The sequence below is a fragment of the Aminobacter sp. J44 genome (assembly GCF_007829415.1).
Taxonomy (GTDB): domain Bacteria; phylum Pseudomonadota; class Alphaproteobacteria; order Rhizobiales; family Rhizobiaceae; genus Aerobium.
Window position 1 is genome coordinate 54,900 of record NZ_VLJG01000023.1, and the last position, 17,219, is coordinate 72,118.

16 protein-coding genes are annotated in these 17,219 nt (G+C 62.8%); 11 read left to right on the top strand and 5 right to left on the bottom strand.

The window, feature by feature from the left end:
- The first annotated feature begins 6 nt into the window (after window positions 1–6).
- The 11 genes from L610_RS10540 to mazG all read left to right on the top strand — a co-directional run bounded on the left by L610_RS10540 (window position 7) and on the right by mazG (window position 10,851).
- On the top strand, window positions 7–621 hold the full coding sequence (locus L610_RS10540; protein ID WP_144704879.1) for a DUF1326 domain-containing protein: 615 nt from the start codon (window positions 7–9) through the stop codon (window positions 619–621).
- A 17-nt stretch (window positions 622–638) separates the two neighbouring features.
- Window positions 639–1,394 (top strand): phosphatidylcholine synthase, encoded by a 756-nt coding sequence (gene pcsA / locus L610_RS10545; RefSeq protein ID WP_246658981.1) that lies wholly within the window; start codon window positions 639–641, stop codon window positions 1,392–1,394.
- On the top strand, window positions 1,395–2,372 hold the full coding sequence (locus L610_RS10550; RefSeq protein ID WP_144704885.1) for a quinone oxidoreductase: 978 nt from the start codon (window positions 1,395–1,397) through the stop codon (window positions 2,370–2,372). It abuts the gene before it with no gap.
- A 173-nt stretch (window positions 2,373–2,545) separates the two neighbouring features.
- Window positions 2,546–3,559 (top strand): septal ring lytic transglycosylase RlpA family protein, encoded by a 1,014-nt coding sequence (locus L610_RS10555; protein ID WP_144704888.1) that lies wholly within the window; start codon window positions 2,546–2,548, stop codon window positions 3,557–3,559.
- Window positions 3,560–3,634: 75 nt separating this feature from the next.
- Window positions 3,635–4,807, top strand: coding sequence for a D-alanyl-D-alanine carboxypeptidase family protein (locus L610_RS10560; RefSeq protein WP_024846880.1), 1,173 nt, complete (start codon window positions 3,635–3,637; stop codon window positions 4,805–4,807).
- A 75-nt stretch (window positions 4,808–4,882) separates the two neighbouring features.
- Window positions 4,883–5,548 (top strand): dTMP kinase, encoded by a 666-nt coding sequence (gene tmk, locus L610_RS10565; RefSeq protein WP_144704891.1) that lies wholly within the window; start codon window positions 4,883–4,885, stop codon window positions 5,546–5,548.
- Window positions 5,545–6,600, top strand: a complete 1,056-nt coding sequence (locus L610_RS10570) for a DNA polymerase III subunit delta' (protein WP_024846878.1) — start codon at window positions 5,545–5,547, stop codon at window positions 6,598–6,600. The genes tmk and L610_RS10570 overlap by 4 nt, the downstream gene beginning before the upstream one ends.
- A 67-nt stretch (window positions 6,601–6,667) precedes the next feature.
- A complete protein-coding gene (gene metG, locus L610_RS10575; protein ID WP_144704894.1) occupies window positions 6,668–8,224 on the top strand; it encodes a methionine--tRNA ligase in 1,557 nt (518 codons plus the stop codon).
- A gap of 2 nt (window positions 8,225–8,226) precedes the next feature.
- The gene (locus tag L610_RS10580; protein WP_024846876.1) at window positions 8,227–9,009 is read left to right on the top strand and encodes a TatD family hydrolase; all 783 of its coding nucleotides are present in this window, start codon (window positions 8,227–8,229) and stop codon (window positions 9,007–9,009) included.
- 1 nt (window position 9,010) lies between these two features.
- The gene (locus L610_RS10585; protein ID WP_024846875.1) at window positions 9,011–9,823 is read left to right on the top strand and encodes an MBL fold metallo-hydrolase; all 813 of its coding nucleotides are present in this window, start codon (window positions 9,011–9,013) and stop codon (window positions 9,821–9,823) included.
- A 203-nt stretch (window positions 9,824–10,026) separates the two neighbouring features.
- Window positions 10,027–10,851: a nucleoside triphosphate pyrophosphohydrolase gene (gene mazG, locus L610_RS10590; protein ID WP_144704897.1), complete on the top strand. Its 825-nt coding sequence runs from the start codon at window positions 10,027–10,029 to the stop codon at window positions 10,849–10,851.
- Between the two features lie 3 nt (window positions 10,852–10,854).
- On the opposite strand, the gene hflX is transcribed toward mazG, so the two are convergent.
- The 5 genes from hflX to L610_RS10615 all read right to left on the bottom strand — a co-directional run bounded on the left by hflX (window position 10,855) and on the right by L610_RS10615 (window position 17,166).
- Window positions 10,855–12,180, bottom strand: a complete 1,326-nt coding sequence (gene hflX / locus L610_RS10595; RefSeq protein ID WP_144704900.1) for a GTPase HflX — start codon at window positions 12,178–12,180, stop codon at window positions 10,855–10,857.
- A gap of 69 nt (window positions 12,181–12,249) precedes the next feature.
- Window positions 12,250–12,492 (bottom strand): RNA chaperone Hfq, encoded by a 243-nt coding sequence (gene hfq / locus L610_RS10600; RefSeq protein WP_024846872.1) that lies wholly within the window; start codon window positions 12,490–12,492, stop codon window positions 12,250–12,252.
- Between the two features lie 137 nt (window positions 12,493–12,629).
- Window positions 12,630–13,493, bottom strand: a complete 864-nt coding sequence (locus L610_RS10605; RefSeq protein ID WP_144704903.1) for a D-amino-acid transaminase — start codon at window positions 13,491–13,493, stop codon at window positions 12,630–12,632.
- 54 nt (window positions 13,494–13,547) lie between these two features.
- Window positions 13,548–14,912: a sigma-54 dependent transcriptional regulator gene (locus L610_RS10610; protein ID WP_144704906.1), complete on the bottom strand. Its 1,365-nt coding sequence runs from the start codon at window positions 14,910–14,912 to the stop codon at window positions 13,548–13,550.
- Window positions 14,902–17,166: a PAS domain-containing sensor histidine kinase gene (locus L610_RS10615; RefSeq protein ID WP_144704909.1), complete on the bottom strand. Its 2,265-nt coding sequence runs from the start codon at window positions 17,164–17,166 to the stop codon at window positions 14,902–14,904. Before L610_RS10615 ends, L610_RS10610 begins: the two co-directional genes overlap by 11 nt.
- Window positions 17,167–17,219 lie beyond the last annotated feature (53 nt).

Genomic DNA, 17,219 nt, shown 5'->3' on the forward strand with positions numbered 1-17,219 from the left:
GTTGCGATGGCCGTTAAGAGCTGGGCGCTGAAAGGCGAACTTGTATTGTCGTGCAATTGCACGGTCTTTTGCCCCTGCGTGCTGTCGCTGGGCCAGCATCCGCCGACCGAGGGCTATTGCCAGACCTGGGCGGGCTTTCGCATCGATGCGGGCCATTTCGACGATGTGGATCTCTCCGGCCTCAACCTCGGTCTCGTGATGGAAATTCCGGGCTACATGAGTCGCGGGAACTGGACCGCCGGGCTGTTCCTCGACGACCGCGCCTCGATCTATGCCCAGAAGGGGATCGAGAAGATCTTTTCGGGCAAGGCCGGCGGCACCACGGGCCTTCTTTCGATCCTCGTCGGCAAGTTCCTCGGCGTGCAGCGCGCCAAGATCAGTTACGAGATCCGTGACAAGACCCGCATTTTCCAGATACCCGGCATCATCGATGGCGCTGTGACGCCGGTTCCGGGCAAGAGCCCGGATGGCGACACCGTCATCACCAATTCGCAATACTGGATCGCGCCAGAAATCATCGTGGCAAAGTCCGACAAGAGCAGGATGCGCGCCTTCGGCCGCAACTGGAACTTCGCCGGCCGATCGGCCGAAATCTGCAAGCTGGATTGGCGCGGACCGTGACAGAAGACGATATCCCATTGAAAAAGAAAATCGCCGACCGCATTCCGCGTCCGAAGAAGAAGGTAACGTGGCCGCAGGCGCGCGCCTTTTCGGTTCACCTGCTGACGGCGTCAGGCTCGTTCCTCGCCTTTCTGTCGCTGGTGTCGGCGGCGGAGAAGCAGTGGACGGCGATGTTCCTGTGGCTGGGCCTTGCGCTGTTCGTCGATGGCATCGACGGCCCGATTGCGCGCAAGCTCGACGTCAAGGAAGTGCTGCCGAACTGGTCGGGCGAGGTGCTCGACAACATCATCGATTATGTCACTTACGTGCTGATCCCGGCCTTCGCGCTCTACCAGAGCGGCTTCATGGGCGAAAAGCTGTCGTTCCTGTCGGCGGCGATCATCGTGGTATCGAGCGCGATCTACTACGCTGACACCGGGATGAAGACGAAGGAGAACTTCTTCAAGGGGTTCCCGGTGGTTTGGAACATGATCGTGTTCACGCTCTTCGTAATCGCGCCGGGCGAGTGGGTGTCGTTCGTCGTGGTCGTCATTGCCGCAATGCTCTCGTTCGTGCCGATGAACTTCCTGCACCCGGTGCGCGTGAAGCGGCTGCGCTCGCTCAACCTCGGCATTTTCCTCGCATGGTGCCTGTTCGGCATCGTTGCGCTGGTGCAGGACATGGACGCATCGCGACCGATCCAGATCGGAATTGGCCTCGCGGGCATCTATTTGTTCTGCATCGGCGGGGTGATGCAGCTGTTTCCGAAGCTTGGACTTAAAAAGGGGGACTAAATGGTCGCTGCAATTCGCATTCATGAAAATGGCGGTCCGGAGGTCCTGCGCTACGAGCAGATCGATGTGCGCGCGCCCGGCGCCGGCGAGGTGCTGATCCGTCATACAGCCATCGGCCTGAATTTCATCGATACCTATTACCGCTCGGGCCTTTACCCGTCGCCAACCGGCTTCCCGCTCATCCTCGGGGGCGAGGCTGCAGGTGTGGTCCTTTCCGTAGGCGAGGGCGTCGAGGGGTTGAAGGAGGGCGATCGCGTTGCCTATGTCACGCCGCTGGGCGCCTATCGCGAGCAGCGGGTCATCGAAGCGCGGCATCTGGTCAAGATCCCCGATGGCATCGCCGACGAAACCACGGCGGCGATGATGCTGAAGGGCATGACTGCCGAATATCTTCTGCGCCGGACCTATGCAGTGAAGCCGGGTGATGCCGTGCTGGTGCATGCGGCAGCCGGCGGCGTCGGGCTGATCCTCGGCCAGTGGCTGAGCTCGCTCGGCGTCACGCTGATCGGCACCGCAGGTTCTGACGAGAAGGTCGCGCTTGCCAAGGCCAACGGCTATCAGCACGTTATCAATTACCGCAAGGACGACTTCGTCGCGGCGGTGAAGGACATCACCAGCGGCAAAAAGTGCGATGTCGTCTATGACTCAGTCGGCAAGGACACCTTCGAAGGCTCGCTCGACTGCCTCAAGGTGCGGGGCATGTTCGTCAGCTTCGGCCAGTCGTCAGGACCGATCCCGCCCATCAGCATCAATCTGCTGGCACAGAAAGGCTCGCTCTACGCAACGCGGCCGTCGTTGTTCGCGTACATTGCAACCCGCCCGGAACTGGAAGAGTCCGCCAACGCGCTGTTCGATGTGGTGAAGGCGGGGACCGTGAAGGTCGCGGTCAACCAGCGCTACGCGCTCAAGGATGCCGCGCAGGCGCATATCGATCTTGAGAGCCGGAAGACGACCGGTACCACCGTCCTGATTCCCTGACGGAAAGCCCAAACCTCAGGCGAGACGCAATTATGCCCCGATCTCGCCTGATTTGCTTAAGGTACTGCTAAGACTTTTGCCGCAGTTTGTGCGGGACCGCGTCCGGCACCGGACGAGATCGCGTTGTCTGTTTGTATTGCGTCTTTCGCGCGAGAGGTTTGGGGAAGTTGGGCATGGCGGTTTACCCCTCACGGGCAGCCTGCAAGCGGCTGGGCGCGCTTCTTGGTGTCGTATCGGCAATTACCCTTGCCTCATGTGCTGCCAAAGTTGCGGAAGCTCCCAAGAAGCCCAAGCGTAGCAAAGAGTACTTCGCCGAGTCCGTCTACGGCGTGAAGGCCAGCCCACGTGTCACCAACCTTGCCAGCAACCTGCCTCGCGGCGGGGGCAGGGACCAAGTTGGCAAACCCTACCAGGTCAAGGGCAAGTGGTATCACCCGAAGGAAGATCCGAACTACAAGAAGTCGGGCCTCGCTTCCTGGTACGGCGACGCCTTCCATGGCCGCCTCACCGCCAACGGCGAAATCTACGACATGACGCATCTCACGGCTGCGCATCCCACCATGCCGCTGCCTAGCTATGCGCGGGTTACCAATAAGGAAAACGGGAACTCCGTCATTGTCCGCGTTAATGATCGTGGGCCTTATGAACACAACCGGCTGATCGATGTCTCTCGCCGGGCTGCCGAGATGCTTGGCTACGCCCACCGTGGCGTCGCCAGGGTTGAGGTTGAGTATCTTGGCCGTGCGCCGCTGCACGGCAAGGACGACGAGTTCCTGATGGCGTCTTTCCGGCCAGGCAACGGCAAGAAGCCGATGGATCCGTCCGATGGCCTGCCGACCGGCGTGATGATCGCCATGAACGGCCCCACGCCGACGCAGCGCCCGGTGATGGCTTCAACGAGCCCGTTTGGCAGCTTTGGCGGGCATTCGCCGGCTCCCGCACCGATTGCTGCGCAGGCGGCCCAAGTCGCGAGCGTCGATGTTGTCCTGCCTGAATTCGGCCCGATCGTGCCGTGGCGCCCGGATGTCCGCGTGGCCGCTGCTCCCGCAAAGCCGCTCGCTTATGCCGGCCATCACAGCGAGCAGCAGCCAGCTGACGATGCCCTGGCACGGCTTGCAGGCGACCCTGCGGCAATGGCCAAGGTCGTTGAGGCGCTGAACCAGCGATATTCCACCGCTCTCCGGTAAGGAATATTAGCACGGCTTGATTGCGGTCATGCCGGGCTGCTAGCTTCAGTCCGTCGCGTAGGGAGCGGACTGGGCATGCGATCCATCTTTCATTTCTGGCTTCTTCGCTACGTTGTTGCGGCGCTGCTGGTGCTCGCCACGGGGCTGAGCGCAAGCGCCCAAGACATGTTCGAGACGAAGGCCAAGCAGGCCTTCATGATCGACGCGGAGACGGGCACCGTCCTCTATTCCAAGGACCCGGATACGCCGTTTCCGCCAGCGTCTCTTGCGAAGCTGATGACCATGGAGGTGGTGTTCAACGCCATCCGCAAGGGCCAGCTGTCGCTGGACGAGGAGTTTTATGTTTCGGAGAACGCCTGGAGGACGGGCGGCGCGCCGTCGCGAACCTCGACCATGTTCGCCGCCCTCGGCTCATCGATCCGGCTCGAGGACCTGATCCAGGGCGTGATCGTGCAGTCGGCCAATGACGGCTGCATCATCATCGCCGAGGGCATGGCAGGATCGGAGGAGAACTTTGCGCAGCTGATGAACGATCGCGCAAAGGAGATCGGCCTCACCAAGTCGGTGTTCAAAAACTCCACCGGGCTTCCAGCTGAGGGACAGGTCGTCACCGCGCGGGACCTCGTGAAGCTCGCGCACCATCTGTGGAAGGAATATCCGGAGTTCTATAAGTACTACTCGCAGCCTGAGTTCACCTGGAACAAGATCACCCAGCGCAACCGCAACCCGCTACTCGGCATGAACATCGGCGCCGACGGGCTCAAGACCGGCTTCACCGAAGAATCCGGCTACGCGATCGTCGGTTCGGTAAACCGCGATGACCGCCGCACCTTCGTTGCACTGAGCGGTATGGAAAGCGACAAGCAGCGCGCCGAGGAGGCGCGGCGCATCCTCGACTGGGGCATGCGCGCGTTCCAGAAGATCACGCTGTTCCAGCCCGACGAGCACGTCGGCGAAGCCAAGGTTTATGGCGGCGACAAGTCGGGCGTTGCGCTGAAGGGCGAGGGGCCCTTGTCGATCTTCGTGCCGACCTTCAATCGCGACCGGCTGATCGCCCGCATCGTCTATGAAGGTCCGGTCATTGCGCCGGTGGAGGAGGGGACCCGCATCGGATCGCTGAAAGTCTGGATCGGCGATACGCTTAGTCAGGAAACGCCACTCTACGCGGCCGAGAGCGTTGGCGTCGGCAAGCTGCACCAGCGCTTCTTCGATGCGATCGAGGAACTGGCGATCGGGTGGCTGCGCTGAACCGCGAGTGGATAAACGCGCGCCGCTGGCCTATGTGGAAGGCGTCATCGGAATCGGGCGCACTGAAAGGCTGACGTGGCGCGTGGGATCTTCATAACCTTCGAAGGCGGCGAGGGCGCCGGCAAGTCGACGCAGATCGGCATGCTGGCCGATGCTTTGCGCGAGGCCGGTCGCGAGGTGCTGGTCACACGCGAACCCGGTGGCTCGCCCGGTGCGGAGGCTGTCCGGCACGTGTTGCTGTCAGGTGCCGCGGAGCCGTTCGGGCCGGCGATGGAGGCGGTGTTGTTTGCCGCGGCGCGGTCGGACCACGTCGAGCAGGTCATTCGCCCCGCCGTCGAGGCGGGAAAGGTTGTCCTGTGCGACCGCTTCATGGATTCGAGTCGCGTCTACCAGGGCGTGACGGGTAACCTCAGCCCGGACTTCATGCGCTCTCTGGAGGAAGCGGCGATCAACGGCATGGTGCCGGATCTGACGCTGATCCTCGATCTTCCGGCAGAGGAGGGGATGCGCCGCGCCAATGCCCGCCGTGGCGACGGTGGCGCTGATCGTTTCGAGAAGGAGACGATGGATGTCCATCGCCGCCGACGCGACGCCTTCCTCGAAATCGCGCGCGCGGAGCCCGAGCGCTGCCGGGTGATCGACGCCAGCCAGGAGATGAACCTCGTCTCGGCCGACATCATCAATGAGGTTGCGCGGCTGTTTGAAACTCAGGCCACTGCGGGTGAGGGGGCTACGGCATGAGCTTCGTTCGCCTCGCCCCTGAACAGTTCGACACCATCGACGGCATTGCTGAGCCGGCGGAAAATCCCCTGCTCGTCGGGCACGAGGATGCGATTGCGCATGTCGCGGCCGCCTATCAGTCCGGGAAGATGCACCACGCCCTGCTACTTTCCGGCCCGCCCGGCGTCGGCAAGGCGACCTTCGCGTTTCATCTCGCGCAGCATCTCCTCGCGAATCCGGTTCCGGAGCTGGCACCGGCGACCTTTTCGGGCCGTGATCCGCAGTCCGCGCTGTTCAGGCAGATTGCCCAGGGCTCGCACCCGTCGGTGCTGCACCTGACGCGGCCGGTGAACGAGCGCACCAAGGGTTTCAAGTCAGTCGTTACGGTCGATGAGATCCGCAAGATCGGCCGTTTCCTGTCGATGACCTCACACGACGGCGGCTGGCGCGTGGTGATCGTCGATCCGGCCGACGACATGAACACCAACGCGGCCAATGCGCTCCTCAAAAATCTGGAGGAGCCACCGGCGCGCACGTTGTTCGTGCTGATCGCCCACTCGGCCGGGGGCCTGCTGCCGACGATCCGGTCGCGCTGCCAGCTCATCAAGTTCAAGCCGCTCAATGAGGCGCAGCTGTTCCAGGTGCTGCAGTCGCTCGGTGCACCGCTGCCGGACGATCCGCAGTCGCGCGCGGCGCTGGCACAAAGGGCAGGGGGCAGCGTGCGCGAGGCGCTGCTGCTGACCCAGTATGGCGGCCTCGATATCGCCGACGCGGTGGTCGAGGTCATGCAGGAACGCACCTACCCCGTCGCAAAGGCGTGGCGGATCGCCGAAGTCGTCGCCGGTAAGGACAACAGCGTCCAGTTCGCAATCTTCAACCAGAATGCGCTCGACATGATCGCCAGCTGGGCGAGGAACGCTGCCGCTCAGGGGCAGGCGGGTGCAGCGGCATTTTTCGCTGATCTCTGGCGTCAGGCGGGCCAGCAGGTTATTGAGACCGAGACCTACAATCTCGACAAGAAGCAGCACGTCAACGGGCTGCTTTCGCGTATGTGGCAAGCGCTCCACGCATAAGATCGCGCATAGCAATCGCAGCGACGATGCGCTATCCACGCCCCATAAAACGGATCCGGACCATTTCATGTCGACCGAACGCTATTACATCACCACGGCCATCTCGTACCCGAACGGCAAGCCGCATATCGGCCACGCCTACGAACTGATCGCGACCGATGCGCTGGCGCGCTTTCAACGTCTCGATGGCAAGGATGTGTACTTCCTGACCGGCACCGACGAGCACGGCATCAAGATGTTCCAGACCGCTCGCAAGGAAGGCATCACGCCGCGCGAGCTGGCTGACCGGAACTCGGCTGAATTTCAGCGGATGGCAAAGGCGCTGAATGCGTCGAACGACGACTTCATCCGCACCTCCGAAGAGCGCCACTACCGCGCCTCGCAGGCGATCTGGAAGGCGATGGCCGCCAATGGCGACATCTACAAGGACAGCTACGCCGGCTGGTACTCTGTCCGCGATGAGGCGTACTACGCCGAGGAAGAGACGGAAGTCCGCGAGGACGGCGTGCGCTATGGCCCGCAGGGAACGCCGGTCGAGTGGGTCGAGGAGGAGAGCTATTTCTTCCGCCTGTCGAACTACCAGGACCGCCTGCTCAAGTACTACGACGAGAACCCGCACTTCATCGGCCCGAACGAGCGCCGTAACGAGATCGTCAGCTTCGTGAAGTCGGGCCTAAAGGACCTTTCGGTTTCGCGCACGACCTTCGACTGGGGCATTCCGGTTCCGGGCGACGAGAAGCACGTGATGTATGTGTGGGTCGATGCCCTCACCAACTATCTCACCGGCATCGGCTATCCGGACGAGTCGTCGCCGCTCTACGGCTACTGGCCGGCTGACGTCCATGTCATCGGCAAGGACATCACCCGTTTCCATGCCGTCTACTGGCCGGCGTTCCTGATGTCCGCCGGCATCCCGCTGCCGAAGCGCGTGTTCGGCCACGGCTTCGTGTTCAACCGCGGCGAGAAGATGTCGAAGTCGGTCGGCAACGTGATCGACCCGTTCGCGCTGGTCGAGCACTACGGTCTCGATCAGGTCCGCTACTTCCTGCTGCGCGAGGTTCCGTTCGGTCAGGACGGCAACTACAGCCACGAGGCGATCGTCAACCGCACCAATGCGGACCTTGCTAACGATCTTGGCAACCTGGCGCAGCGATCGCTGTCGATGATCGCCAAGAACTGCGGCGGCAAAGTTCCGGCCAAGGGTGAACTTCAAGACGCCGACAAGGCGATCCTGCAGATGGCGCTCGACGCGCTGGAGACCGGCCGCAAGGCGATGAAGGATCAGGCGATCCACCACGCGCTGGCTGCCGTGTTCGCGGTCGTCGCCGAGGCCAACCGCTATTTTGCGGGGCAGGAGCCCTGGGCGCTGCGCAAGACCGACCCTGCCCGCATGGAGACGGTGCTCTGGACGACGGCCGAAACCGTCCGTCGCGTCGCGATCCTCTGCCAGCCCTACATGCCCGAGTCAGCCTCCAAGCTGCTCGACCTGCTGGCCATCGCGCCTGACGCACGCAAGTTCGCCAATGTCAGCGAGGCTTCCGAGCTGCAGCCGGGCCAGGAACTTCCGGCGCCGCAGGGTGTTTTCCCGCGCTATGTGGAGCCGACCGCCGCGGCGCAGGAATAATCATGCTCGTAGACAGTCACTGCCACCTGGACTTCCCGGATTTTGCAGAGGAGCGCGACGACATCATCGCGCGCGCCAAGGCGGCCGGTGTCGAGCGTATGGTCACGATTTCAACGCGCGTGCGCCGCTTCCCGGAGATCCTCGCCATCGCTGAGGCCTATCCGGAAGTCTATTGCTCGGTCGGCACGCATCCGCATCAGGCCGCCGAGGAGCTGGACGTAACCGTTGACGAGCTGGTCGCGCACGCGAAGCACCCTAAGGTGGTCGCAATCGGCGAGGCGGGTCTCGACTATTTCTATGACTACGGGCCGCGCGAAGCGCAGGCTCAAGGGCTGCGGACGCATATCGCTGCTGCCCGCATCACGCAGCTGCCGCTGGTCATCCATGCGCGCGATGCCGACGAGGACATGGCGGCGATCCTGACCGAAGAGATGGGGAAGGGCGCCTTCCCATTCGTCCTGCACTGCTTCTCGTCGGGTCGTCGGCTTGCCGAAGTCGGCCTCGAACTCGGCGGCTACATCTCGTTCTCGGGTATTCTTACCTTCAAGAAGTCGGAGGAAATCCGCGCGATCGCTGGTGATGTGCCACGCGACCGGATGCTGGTCGAGACCGACGCGCCTTACCTTGCGCCGCCGCCGCATCGCGGCAAGCGCAACGAGCCGGCCTTTGTTAAGCACACCGCCAAAGTGCTGGCCGAGACGGTCGGTGTGAGCGAAGACGAGATCGCGGCGATCACGACCGAGAATTTCTTCCGACTTTTTAATAAGATGCCGAGACCGGCCTGACATGGGCGACATACTGCGTTTCACCATCGTGGGATGCGGCTCGTCGCCTGGCGTTCCGCGCCCCAACGGCGATTGGGGCAACTGCGACCCGACCGACCCGAAGAACCGCCGCCGCCGGCCGGCGGCGCTGGTCGAGCGCATCAAGCCCGACGGACGCATCACCCGCATTGCGATCGACACTGGCCCGGATTTTCGCGAACAGATGATCTCGGCGCGGGCGACGCATCTCGACGCCGTCGTCTACACGCACGGCCATGCCGATCACATCCACGGGATCGACGATGTGCGCAGCTATTTCCTCGAAAGCCGCAAGCGCGTCGACGTCTATGCCGATAAAGCGACGCTTGAACGGCTGCGTGAAGGCTTCAGATATTGCTTCGAAACTCCGGCGGGCAGCAGCTATCCGCCGATTGTCGAGCCGCATCTGATCGAGCACGACGAGCCGTTCGAGATTGACGGGCCGGGCGGTCCCATTCCGTTTCTGCCGCTGCCGCAGATCCACGGTGATATCATGTCGCTCGGCTTCCGGATCCACGATCTGGCGTATTGCTCGGACGTCAGCGACTATCCGCACGATACAGTCGCGAGGCTCGAAAATCTCGATCTGCTGGTGATCGACGCGCTGCAGTACCGGCCGCATCCAAGCCATTTCTCGCTTGGCGAGGCACTGGAGTGGATCGAGCGGCTGAAACCGCGCCAGGCCGTGCTGACGCACATGCATGTGCCGCTGGACTACGCGACTGTCCGCGCCGAGACGCCGGAGAACGTCGAACCAGCGTTCGACGGCATGGTGTTCGAGTTTCCGATCGACTGAGCAGGCTGCCGAAGAGACGGGGATCCTGGAAACGCATCGAACCCGTGAATTCCAGCATTGCGACGCATCAGGACATACTGGTGGTTCCATAATCATGCTTATGCGACTTTCGGATTGGGGTCTCCCACGCTGCTGATGGACATTCAGTCGCGCCTCTTCTACGACAAAAATCCTCCCGACCAGCGATCAGCCCGAGCAGAACGATGCAGCCTTCCAAAGACATTTCCCGCCTGATCGAAATCATGGCCGCGTTGCGCGATCCCGTCAGCGGCTGCCCGTGGGACATCGAGCAGAGTTTTTCGAGCATCGCGCCTTACACCATCGAGGAAGCCTACGAAGTCGCCGACGCGATCGAGCGCGGTGACATGGACGAGCTGCGTGACGAGCTCGGCGATCTGCTGCTGCAGGTCGTCTACCATTCACGGATGGCCGAAGAGATCGGCGAGTTCGCGTTTGGTGACGTCATCGAGGCGGTGACGCGAAAGATGATCCGCCGCCATCCGCACGTCTTCGGCGACGAGGACGCGCGCCGCAAGGGCCTGCCCAAGGGCATGTGGGAGCAGATCAAGGCCGAGGAGAAGTCCGAGAAGCAGGCAGCACGAGCCGCACGCGGCCTTCCGCCGAAGGAAGAGCAGGCGGGTTATCTTGACAGCGTTCCGCTGACCCAGCCTGCCCTCACCCGCGCCCTCAAGCTGCAGCAGAAGGCTTCGCGCGTCGGGTTCGACTGGGGTGCTGCGGAGCCGATCCTCGATAAGATCGAGGAAGAAATCGCCGAGCTGCGCGCCGCGATGGCCGAAGGCCGGCCAGACCTCGTCGCTGGCGAGCTGGGCGACGTGCTGTTCGCGGTCGTCAATCTCGGCCGCCATCTGGAGGTTGATGCGGAAGATTCGCTGCGCAAGACCAACGATAAGTTCCGCGACCGCTTCCACTATATCGAGCGCGCGCTCAAGGCGCAGGGCCGTAGCCTGGATGAAGCGTCACTGGATGAGATGGAAGAGCTTTGGCAGCAGGCAAAGGCTGCCGAGTAACCGTCAGTCGAGTGCTGGCCCGTACTTCGTCGCCAGCTCCTCGCGGATCGAGGCAGTGGCTCGTAGAGTCAATTCGATGCTGCCGTCTTCGAGGTTCTCGCGGTTGAGCACCGTGCTGTTGCGGTAGATCCAATCCACATCGCCGGCCCGATGCGGTGCGAGTGTCAGACGCACCGTCTGCAGGGAACCCGCAATCCGCTCCTCGATGAGGGTGGCGAGGTGGTTTAGCCCCTCGCCCGTGATTGCGGAAATCGCAACCGGCGGCCGTTCTTTCTTCTCGAGCATTGCCGCACGCACAGACTCGTCCACAAGGTCAACCTTGTTCCAGACCTCCAGCACGCGCTTTTCGTCCTTGGCGTCGACGCCGAGGCTGCGCAGGATGTTTTCGACGTCCTCGGCTTGCGCCTTAGTGTCGGGATCAGAAATGTCGCGCAGATGGATGACGAGATCGGCTTCCACGACTTCTTCAAGGGTCGCGCGGAAGGCAGCGACGAGGTGTGTCGGGAGGTCGGAAATGAAGCCGACCGTGTCGGACAGGATGACGATGGTACCGTGGGGCAGGCGCAGGCGACGCAGCGTCGGGTCGAGCGTCGCGAACAGCATGTCCTCAGCCAGAACCCCTGCCCCCGTCACCCGGTTGAACAGCGTCGACTTGCCGGCATTCGTGTAGCCGACGATCGCGACGATCGGATACGGCACCTTGCGGCGCTTGGCGCGGTGCAGGTCGCGCGTGCGCCTCACCGTTTCGAGCTCTCGCTTCAGCTTGACGATCTTTTCCTGGAGGATACGCCGGTCGGCCTCGATCTGGGTTTCACCTGGACCGCCGAGGAAGCCGGCACCGCCGCGCTGTCGCTCAAGGTGGGTCCAGCTGCGAACCAGTCGGCCGCGCTGGTATTCGAGGTGTGCGAGATCGACCTGCAGCGTACCTTCACGGGTGCGGGCGCGCCGACCAAATATCTCGAGGATGATGCCGGTCCGGTCGAGGACCTTGGCGTTCAGCTCTTTCTCGAGGTTGCGCTGCTGTACAGGCGTTAGCGGATGGTCGACGAAGACGAGTTCGACCTCCTGCTCCTTCACGATTTCCGCAAGCTCTTCGATCTTGCCGCTGCCCAGCAAGGTCGCTGGGCGGGGATCGTTGACGGTGACGATCTCGGAATGGATCGTGTCGAGGTCGATGGCTCCGGCAAGGCCAACGGCTTCCTCCAGCCGCGCCTGCGGCGAGCGCTGGGTGCGTGGGCGTGCGCCATCCTCGGCGGCAGCGCGCGGCTGTCGCGTGAGGACGGGAACAACAATCAGTGCACGTGCGGTAGTGTGACCAGGGGGCATCATCTCACTCGCCGCACTGCTGCGGCGTTTCGAGCCCCCTGCCCGATTACCGGTCGAGCCGGTGTGCGCCAATCAGGCTTCCTTGTCGTCGTTCTCGAACATCTGGACCGGCTGGCTCGGCATGATGGTCGAAATCGCATGCTTGTAGACAAGCTGCGAATGCCCGTCACGGCGGAGCAGAACGCAGAAGTTGTCAAAGGAAGTCACGACGCCAGTCAGCTTGACGCCATTGACCAAGAAGATCGTGAGTGGATTCTTGCTCTTACGAACAGAATTCAGGAATACATCCTGCAGATTTTGCGTCCGTTCCGCCATTTTTCTTATCTTTCGCAGATCCCCAAAAGTGCCGGATAGTAGCGCCTATCTGAGCGCGGACTGTCAAGCACACAAACAAAAAGCTAACAAGTGCGGAAGGTTGCCAGTACGCCCGACAACCGTCCCATAGGCGGTTATCAGGCCTGCGTCTTCTCTGCAACGTCGAAAAACGCTGCGCGCAGGGAAAGCGCTGTTTCGCCCGGATGACCGTTGGCAACAGGCTTGTCGTCGATCGCGACCACTGGCATCACGAGGGTCGTCGCAGCGGTGATGAAGGCTTCCTTCGCCTTCAGCGCCTCCTCGACGGTAAACGCCCTCTCCTCGACCTTTAAGCCCAACTTGGCGGCAACATCCATGACGGTCGTGCGGGTAACGCCGCGCAGGATGCCGTGCTCGGCCGGACGGGTGACCAGCGTGCCATCGGAGGTTACGATCCAGGCGTTGGTCGAGGCGCCTTCCGTCACCTTGCCGTCGGCATCGATGAACCAGGCCTCGGTTGCACCAGCCTCGCGCGCCTTCTGCTTGGCAAGCACGTTCGGCAGCAGCCCAACGGACTTGATATCGACTCGCTCCCAGCGGTTGTCGGGCAGCGTAATGACCTTGACGCCGGCCTGGGCCTTCGTTGCCGAGGCGTGTGGGTCGATGCGCTTGGCGGTCACGACGATGGCGGGCGCGGTGTTTGCAGCCGGGAAGTAGTGGTCGCGCGGGGCAACACCGCGGGTCACCTGCAGGTAGACCATGCCGTTCTCAACGTGGTTGCGGCGGATCACCTCGGCCATCACAATCTCAAGCGCCTTGCGGCTCATCGGCCAGGAAATCCGCAGTTCCCGCAACGAGCGGTCGAGCCGGTCCAGATGCGGCGTCATGTCCACAATGTAGCCGCGGGCGACTTCACAGACTTCGTAGACACCGTCGGCGAACTGATAGCCTCGATCCTCAATGTGAACAGTGGCGTCGGCGTGGGGGACGTAGCGTCCGTTTACATAGGCGATGCGAGGCATGGCTCTCTCGGTAGCAGTTGGGGGGACTAAAATGACTCAGTTGGCGGATGTCTATCAGACGCCCAGCGACCGAAGCTTGCGGTGCAAGGCAGACCGTTCCATCCCGATGAACTCGGCCGTACGCGAAATGTTGCCGCCGAACCGGTTGATCTGCGCCAGCAGATACTCCTTCTCGAACAGCTCGCGCGCTTCGCGCAGCGGCAGCGCCATGATGTGCTGATCGGACTGGTTCGGCGCCCTAGGCATCACGTCGCCGATCTCCTGCGGGAGCAGGTCAGCGGTGATGGGGGAGCCGACATCGTCGCCTCGCGCCAGGATCATCAGGCGCTCGATGTTATTCTTGAGCTGGCGCACGTTGCCCGGCCAGTTGTGAGCCTGCAGGACGGCGAGCGCATCGTCCCCAATGCGTCGCATCCGGATCCCGGCCTGCGCCGCAACCTGACGCATGAAATGGTCGACAAGGAACGGAATGTCCTCCCGCCGCTCGGAAAGCGCCGGCACACGAACCGGCACCACCGCCAGGCGATGATAGAGGTCCTCGCGGAAACGACCCTGTGCGATCAGCTGCTCGATGTTCTGCGCCGTGGACGAGATGATGCGGACGTCTACCTTCACGCGGGTATTTCCACCGACGCGCTCAAACTGCTGGTCGACCAGAACCCGCAGGATCTTGGCCTGCGTCTCGCGCGGCATATCCGCGACCTCGTCGAGGTAGAGAATACCCTTGTGGGCCTCTTCCAGCGCGCCGACCTTGCGTGGTTCGCCGTTCTTCGGCTCGGTGCCGAACAGCTCGACCTCCATGCGCTCCGGCGTGATCGATGCGGCGCTGACCACGACGAACGGGCCGTTCTTGCGGTTGGAAAGGGCATGGATGGCGCGCGCGGCCATTTCTTTGCCAGAACCCGACGGGCCGATCATCATCACGCGGCTGTTGGTCGGCGCGACACGCTCGATGGTCTGGCGCAGCTGCGTCATTGCGGCCGACATGCCGATCAGATCGAAGGTCTCCCCGCTCCTCTTCTTGAGGTCGGACAGTTCGCGCCGCAGCTTCGAGGTTTCGAGCGCGCGTTCGGCAACGAGGATCAGCCGGTCGGTCTTGAACGGCTTCTCGATGAAGTCGTAGGCGCCGCGACGAATAGCCGAAACGGCGGTTTCGATGGTACCGTGACCCGAGATCATCACCACCGGCAGCTGCGGATGCTGCTTCTTGATCTCGTCCAGCAGGGCAAGTCCGTCGAGACGCGAGCCCTGCAGCCAGATGTCCAGAAACACCAGACGAGGAACACGATTCGCGATCGCTGCCAGCGCGCTGTCGGCGTCATGCGCCGTGCGCGTCTCATGGCCTTCGTCGCTCAGGATGCCGGCAACCAGCTCACGAATGTCTTCTTCGTCGTCGACGATGAGGATGTCAGACGCCATTTTCAACCTTCCCAGTCTTGGTTCCGCGCGTATCGCCCTGTCCTGCCGATGGCAGGACAACGCGGATCATGGCCCCCCGGCCGCCATGGAAGTCAGCCGGCGCGTCGTGGAGTTCGAGCCGGCCCCCGTGGTCTTCGATAATCTTGCGCACGATCGCGAGCCCGAGACCGGTGCCCTTTTCGCGCGTGGTCATGTAGGGCTCGAGCAGGCGCTGCCTGTTCTCGCGCGGCAGCCCCTTGCCGTTGTCGATGACGTCGATGACGGTCTCCTGGCCTTGGCGCTCGGCGCGCACGAGGATCGCGCCCCGCTCGCTCGTATCCCGCTCCGCCGCTTCGATCGCCTCGGCCGCGTTCTTGATGAGGTTTCCGAAGGCCTGGCTCAGCAGGCGCGGGTCGCAAGTGACCGGCAATGGCTCATCGCCAAAGGCGCGGTCGAACTCGATGTCCGCCTTGCTGACCTCGACAAGGAACGACGCCTCGCGCAGCGGCTCGCGCAGGTCCATCAGCTGCATTTCGGGCTTCGGCATGCGCGCAAACGACGAGAACTCGTCGACCATGCGGCCGATGTCGCCGACCTGGCGGATGATGGTCTCAGTGCACTGGTCGAAGACTTCCTTGTCCTCGACGATCACCTTGCCGAAGCGCCTGCGGATGCGCTCCGCCGACAGCTGGATCGGTGTCAGCGGATTCTTGATCTCGTGGGCGATGCGGCGGGCGACGTCCGCCCAGGCGGACGAACGCTGCGCGGAGACGAGGTCCGTAATGTCGTCGACGGTGACGACGTAGGAATTATGACCGCCGCTAGCGGTGACTTCCTCGGTGGTGACCTGAATGTCGAAGGTGCGCTCGGCCCCTCCCCGGTAGAACGTCGCCTGGTCCCGATAGACCGAGCGGCCCGAGTCGCGACCTGCTTCGAAGACGGCGCCGACATGTGGCAGCATTTCGGAGAGCTTGCGACCAACCGCATTTTCCGGGCGCAGCGTCAGCATCTTGGCTGCCGAGCGGTTGACGATGGTGATGATGCCCTCGTGGTCGACGCCGATGACACCGGCTGACACACCGGAAAGCACGGCTTCCGAGAAGCGGCGGCGTTCGTCGATCAGGTCTTTGGCGGCGATGAGCTCGTTTCGCTGCGACTTGAGCTCGAGGATCATGTTGTTGAACGTCTCGGCGAGCGAAGCGACGTCGCCGTCGGACTGGCGCACCGGGACCGTGACGTCCAGATTGCCGGTCGCCACGTTGTCCGCCGCACTGATGAGCTGGCGGATCGGTCGAACCAGACGGTCCGCAACGGCAATGCCGGTCCAGATCGCGGACAGGACGATGATGAGCGTGACACCGAGATAGATCAGCGCGAAGGCAACCTGCGTCGAGAACCGGTTGCTCTCAAGCTTCCGGTATTCGTCCGTGTTCGCGCGCACGATCTGGCGCGCCCGGATCACCTCCGGGTCAACCTCGCGGATCGTGTAGAGAAAGAGGTCGTCGAATTCCCTGAGCTTGATGATTGCGCCGACGATGTTGCGTTGCGCCGGCGGAATCAGGACCGGTAAGCCGTCCGATGCGGTCTGGACTGCCTCAATCGGCGGCTGCGGGATCGGGAACTCCGCGCTCGTCTCAGCCTGCATCACGAACGAGCCGTCGGCGCGGATGAGGGCGGCATGGGCAAGCGCCCTGCCCTGCGCCTGCCGGCTGAGAAACGTGCGGAAGCCGACGCGGTCGAGCGTGTAGAGCGTGCGGTTCGCGTCGAGGTCGCCTGCCATCGACAGGGTCGTGCCCTGAAGGTTGCGGGCGTTTTCGATGACGTAGGCCTCGGCGATCGACAGTGACGAGCTGATGATCACCTTGGTTCGGATCTCGAACCACCGATCGAGACCTATGTCGAGTGTGACTGAGGCGACGACGGCGACCACCAGGGCGGGGATCGCCGCCACCAGCGAGAACATGGCAACGATGCGCACATGCAGCCTCGAAGCAGCCTTGCCGCGGCGCCGCGCCATGAAGATGCGATGAATTTCGCGAGAGATCAGCGCAACCAGCGCCAGCACGAAGGCAGCGTTGACGGCGATGAGGGTAAGTGTGGTCGTCTCGTCGGGTGTGATTGGCGTCAGGCCGGCCAGCACCACAAAGGATATGCCGGCGGTGATAAGCGCACCGACGATGGTGATGATACCAGGCAGCGCAAGCAGACGCCTGCCGTCCGCCGCTGTAGCGGTCGGCGTCATCGGCATCTCAATCGATGGCGTCTGCACCGTCATCCGGAAACCTGTCCTCACGCGTGACATCTATGCAACGCATTGTGGCGAATGTG

Coding starts and splice junctions, on each gene's coding strand:
- L610_RS10555 (WP_144704888.1), top strand. CDS start 2,546: ATGGCGGTTTACCCCTCACGGGCAGCCTGCAAGCGGCTGGGCGCGCTT.
- L610_RS10550 (WP_144704885.1), top strand. CDS start 1,395: ATGGTCGCTGCAATTCGCATTCATGAAAATGGCGGTCCGGAGGTCCTG.
- L610_RS10570 (WP_024846878.1), top strand. CDS start 5,545: ATGAGCTTCGTTCGCCTCGCCCCTGAACAGTTCGACACCATCGACGGC.
- L610_RS10580 (WP_024846876.1), top strand. CDS start 8,227: ATGCTCGTAGACAGTCACTGCCACCTGGACTTCCCGGATTTTGCAGAG.
- mazG (WP_144704897.1), top strand. CDS start 10,027: ATGCAGCCTTCCAAAGACATTTCCCGCCTGATCGAAATCATGGCCGCG.
- L610_RS10585 (WP_024846875.1), top strand. CDS start 9,011: ATGGGCGACATACTGCGTTTCACCATCGTGGGATGCGGCTCGTCGCCT.
- L610_RS10615 (WP_144704909.1), bottom strand. CDS start 17,166: ATGACGGTGCAGACGCCATCGATTGAGATGCCGATGACGCCGACCGCT.
- L610_RS10560 (WP_024846880.1), top strand. CDS start 3,635: ATGCGATCCATCTTTCATTTCTGGCTTCTTCGCTACGTTGTTGCGGCG.
- hflX (WP_144704900.1), bottom strand. CDS start 12,180: ATGATGCCCCCTGGTCACACTACCGCACGTGCACTGATTGTTGTTCCC.
- hfq (WP_024846872.1), bottom strand. CDS start 12,492: ATGGCGGAACGGACGCAAAATCTGCAGGATGTATTCCTGAATTCTGTT.
- L610_RS10605 (WP_144704903.1), bottom strand. CDS start 13,493: ATGCCTCGCATCGCCTATGTAAACGGACGCTACGTCCCCCACGCCGAC.
- metG (WP_144704894.1), top strand. CDS start 6,668: ATGTCGACCGAACGCTATTACATCACCACGGCCATCTCGTACCCGAAC.
- L610_RS10540 (WP_144704879.1), top strand. CDS start 7: ATGGCCGTTAAGAGCTGGGCGCTGAAAGGCGAACTTGTATTGTCGTGC.
- L610_RS10610 (WP_144704906.1), bottom strand. CDS start 14,912: ATGGCGTCTGACATCCTCATCGTCGACGACGAAGAAGACATTCGTGAG.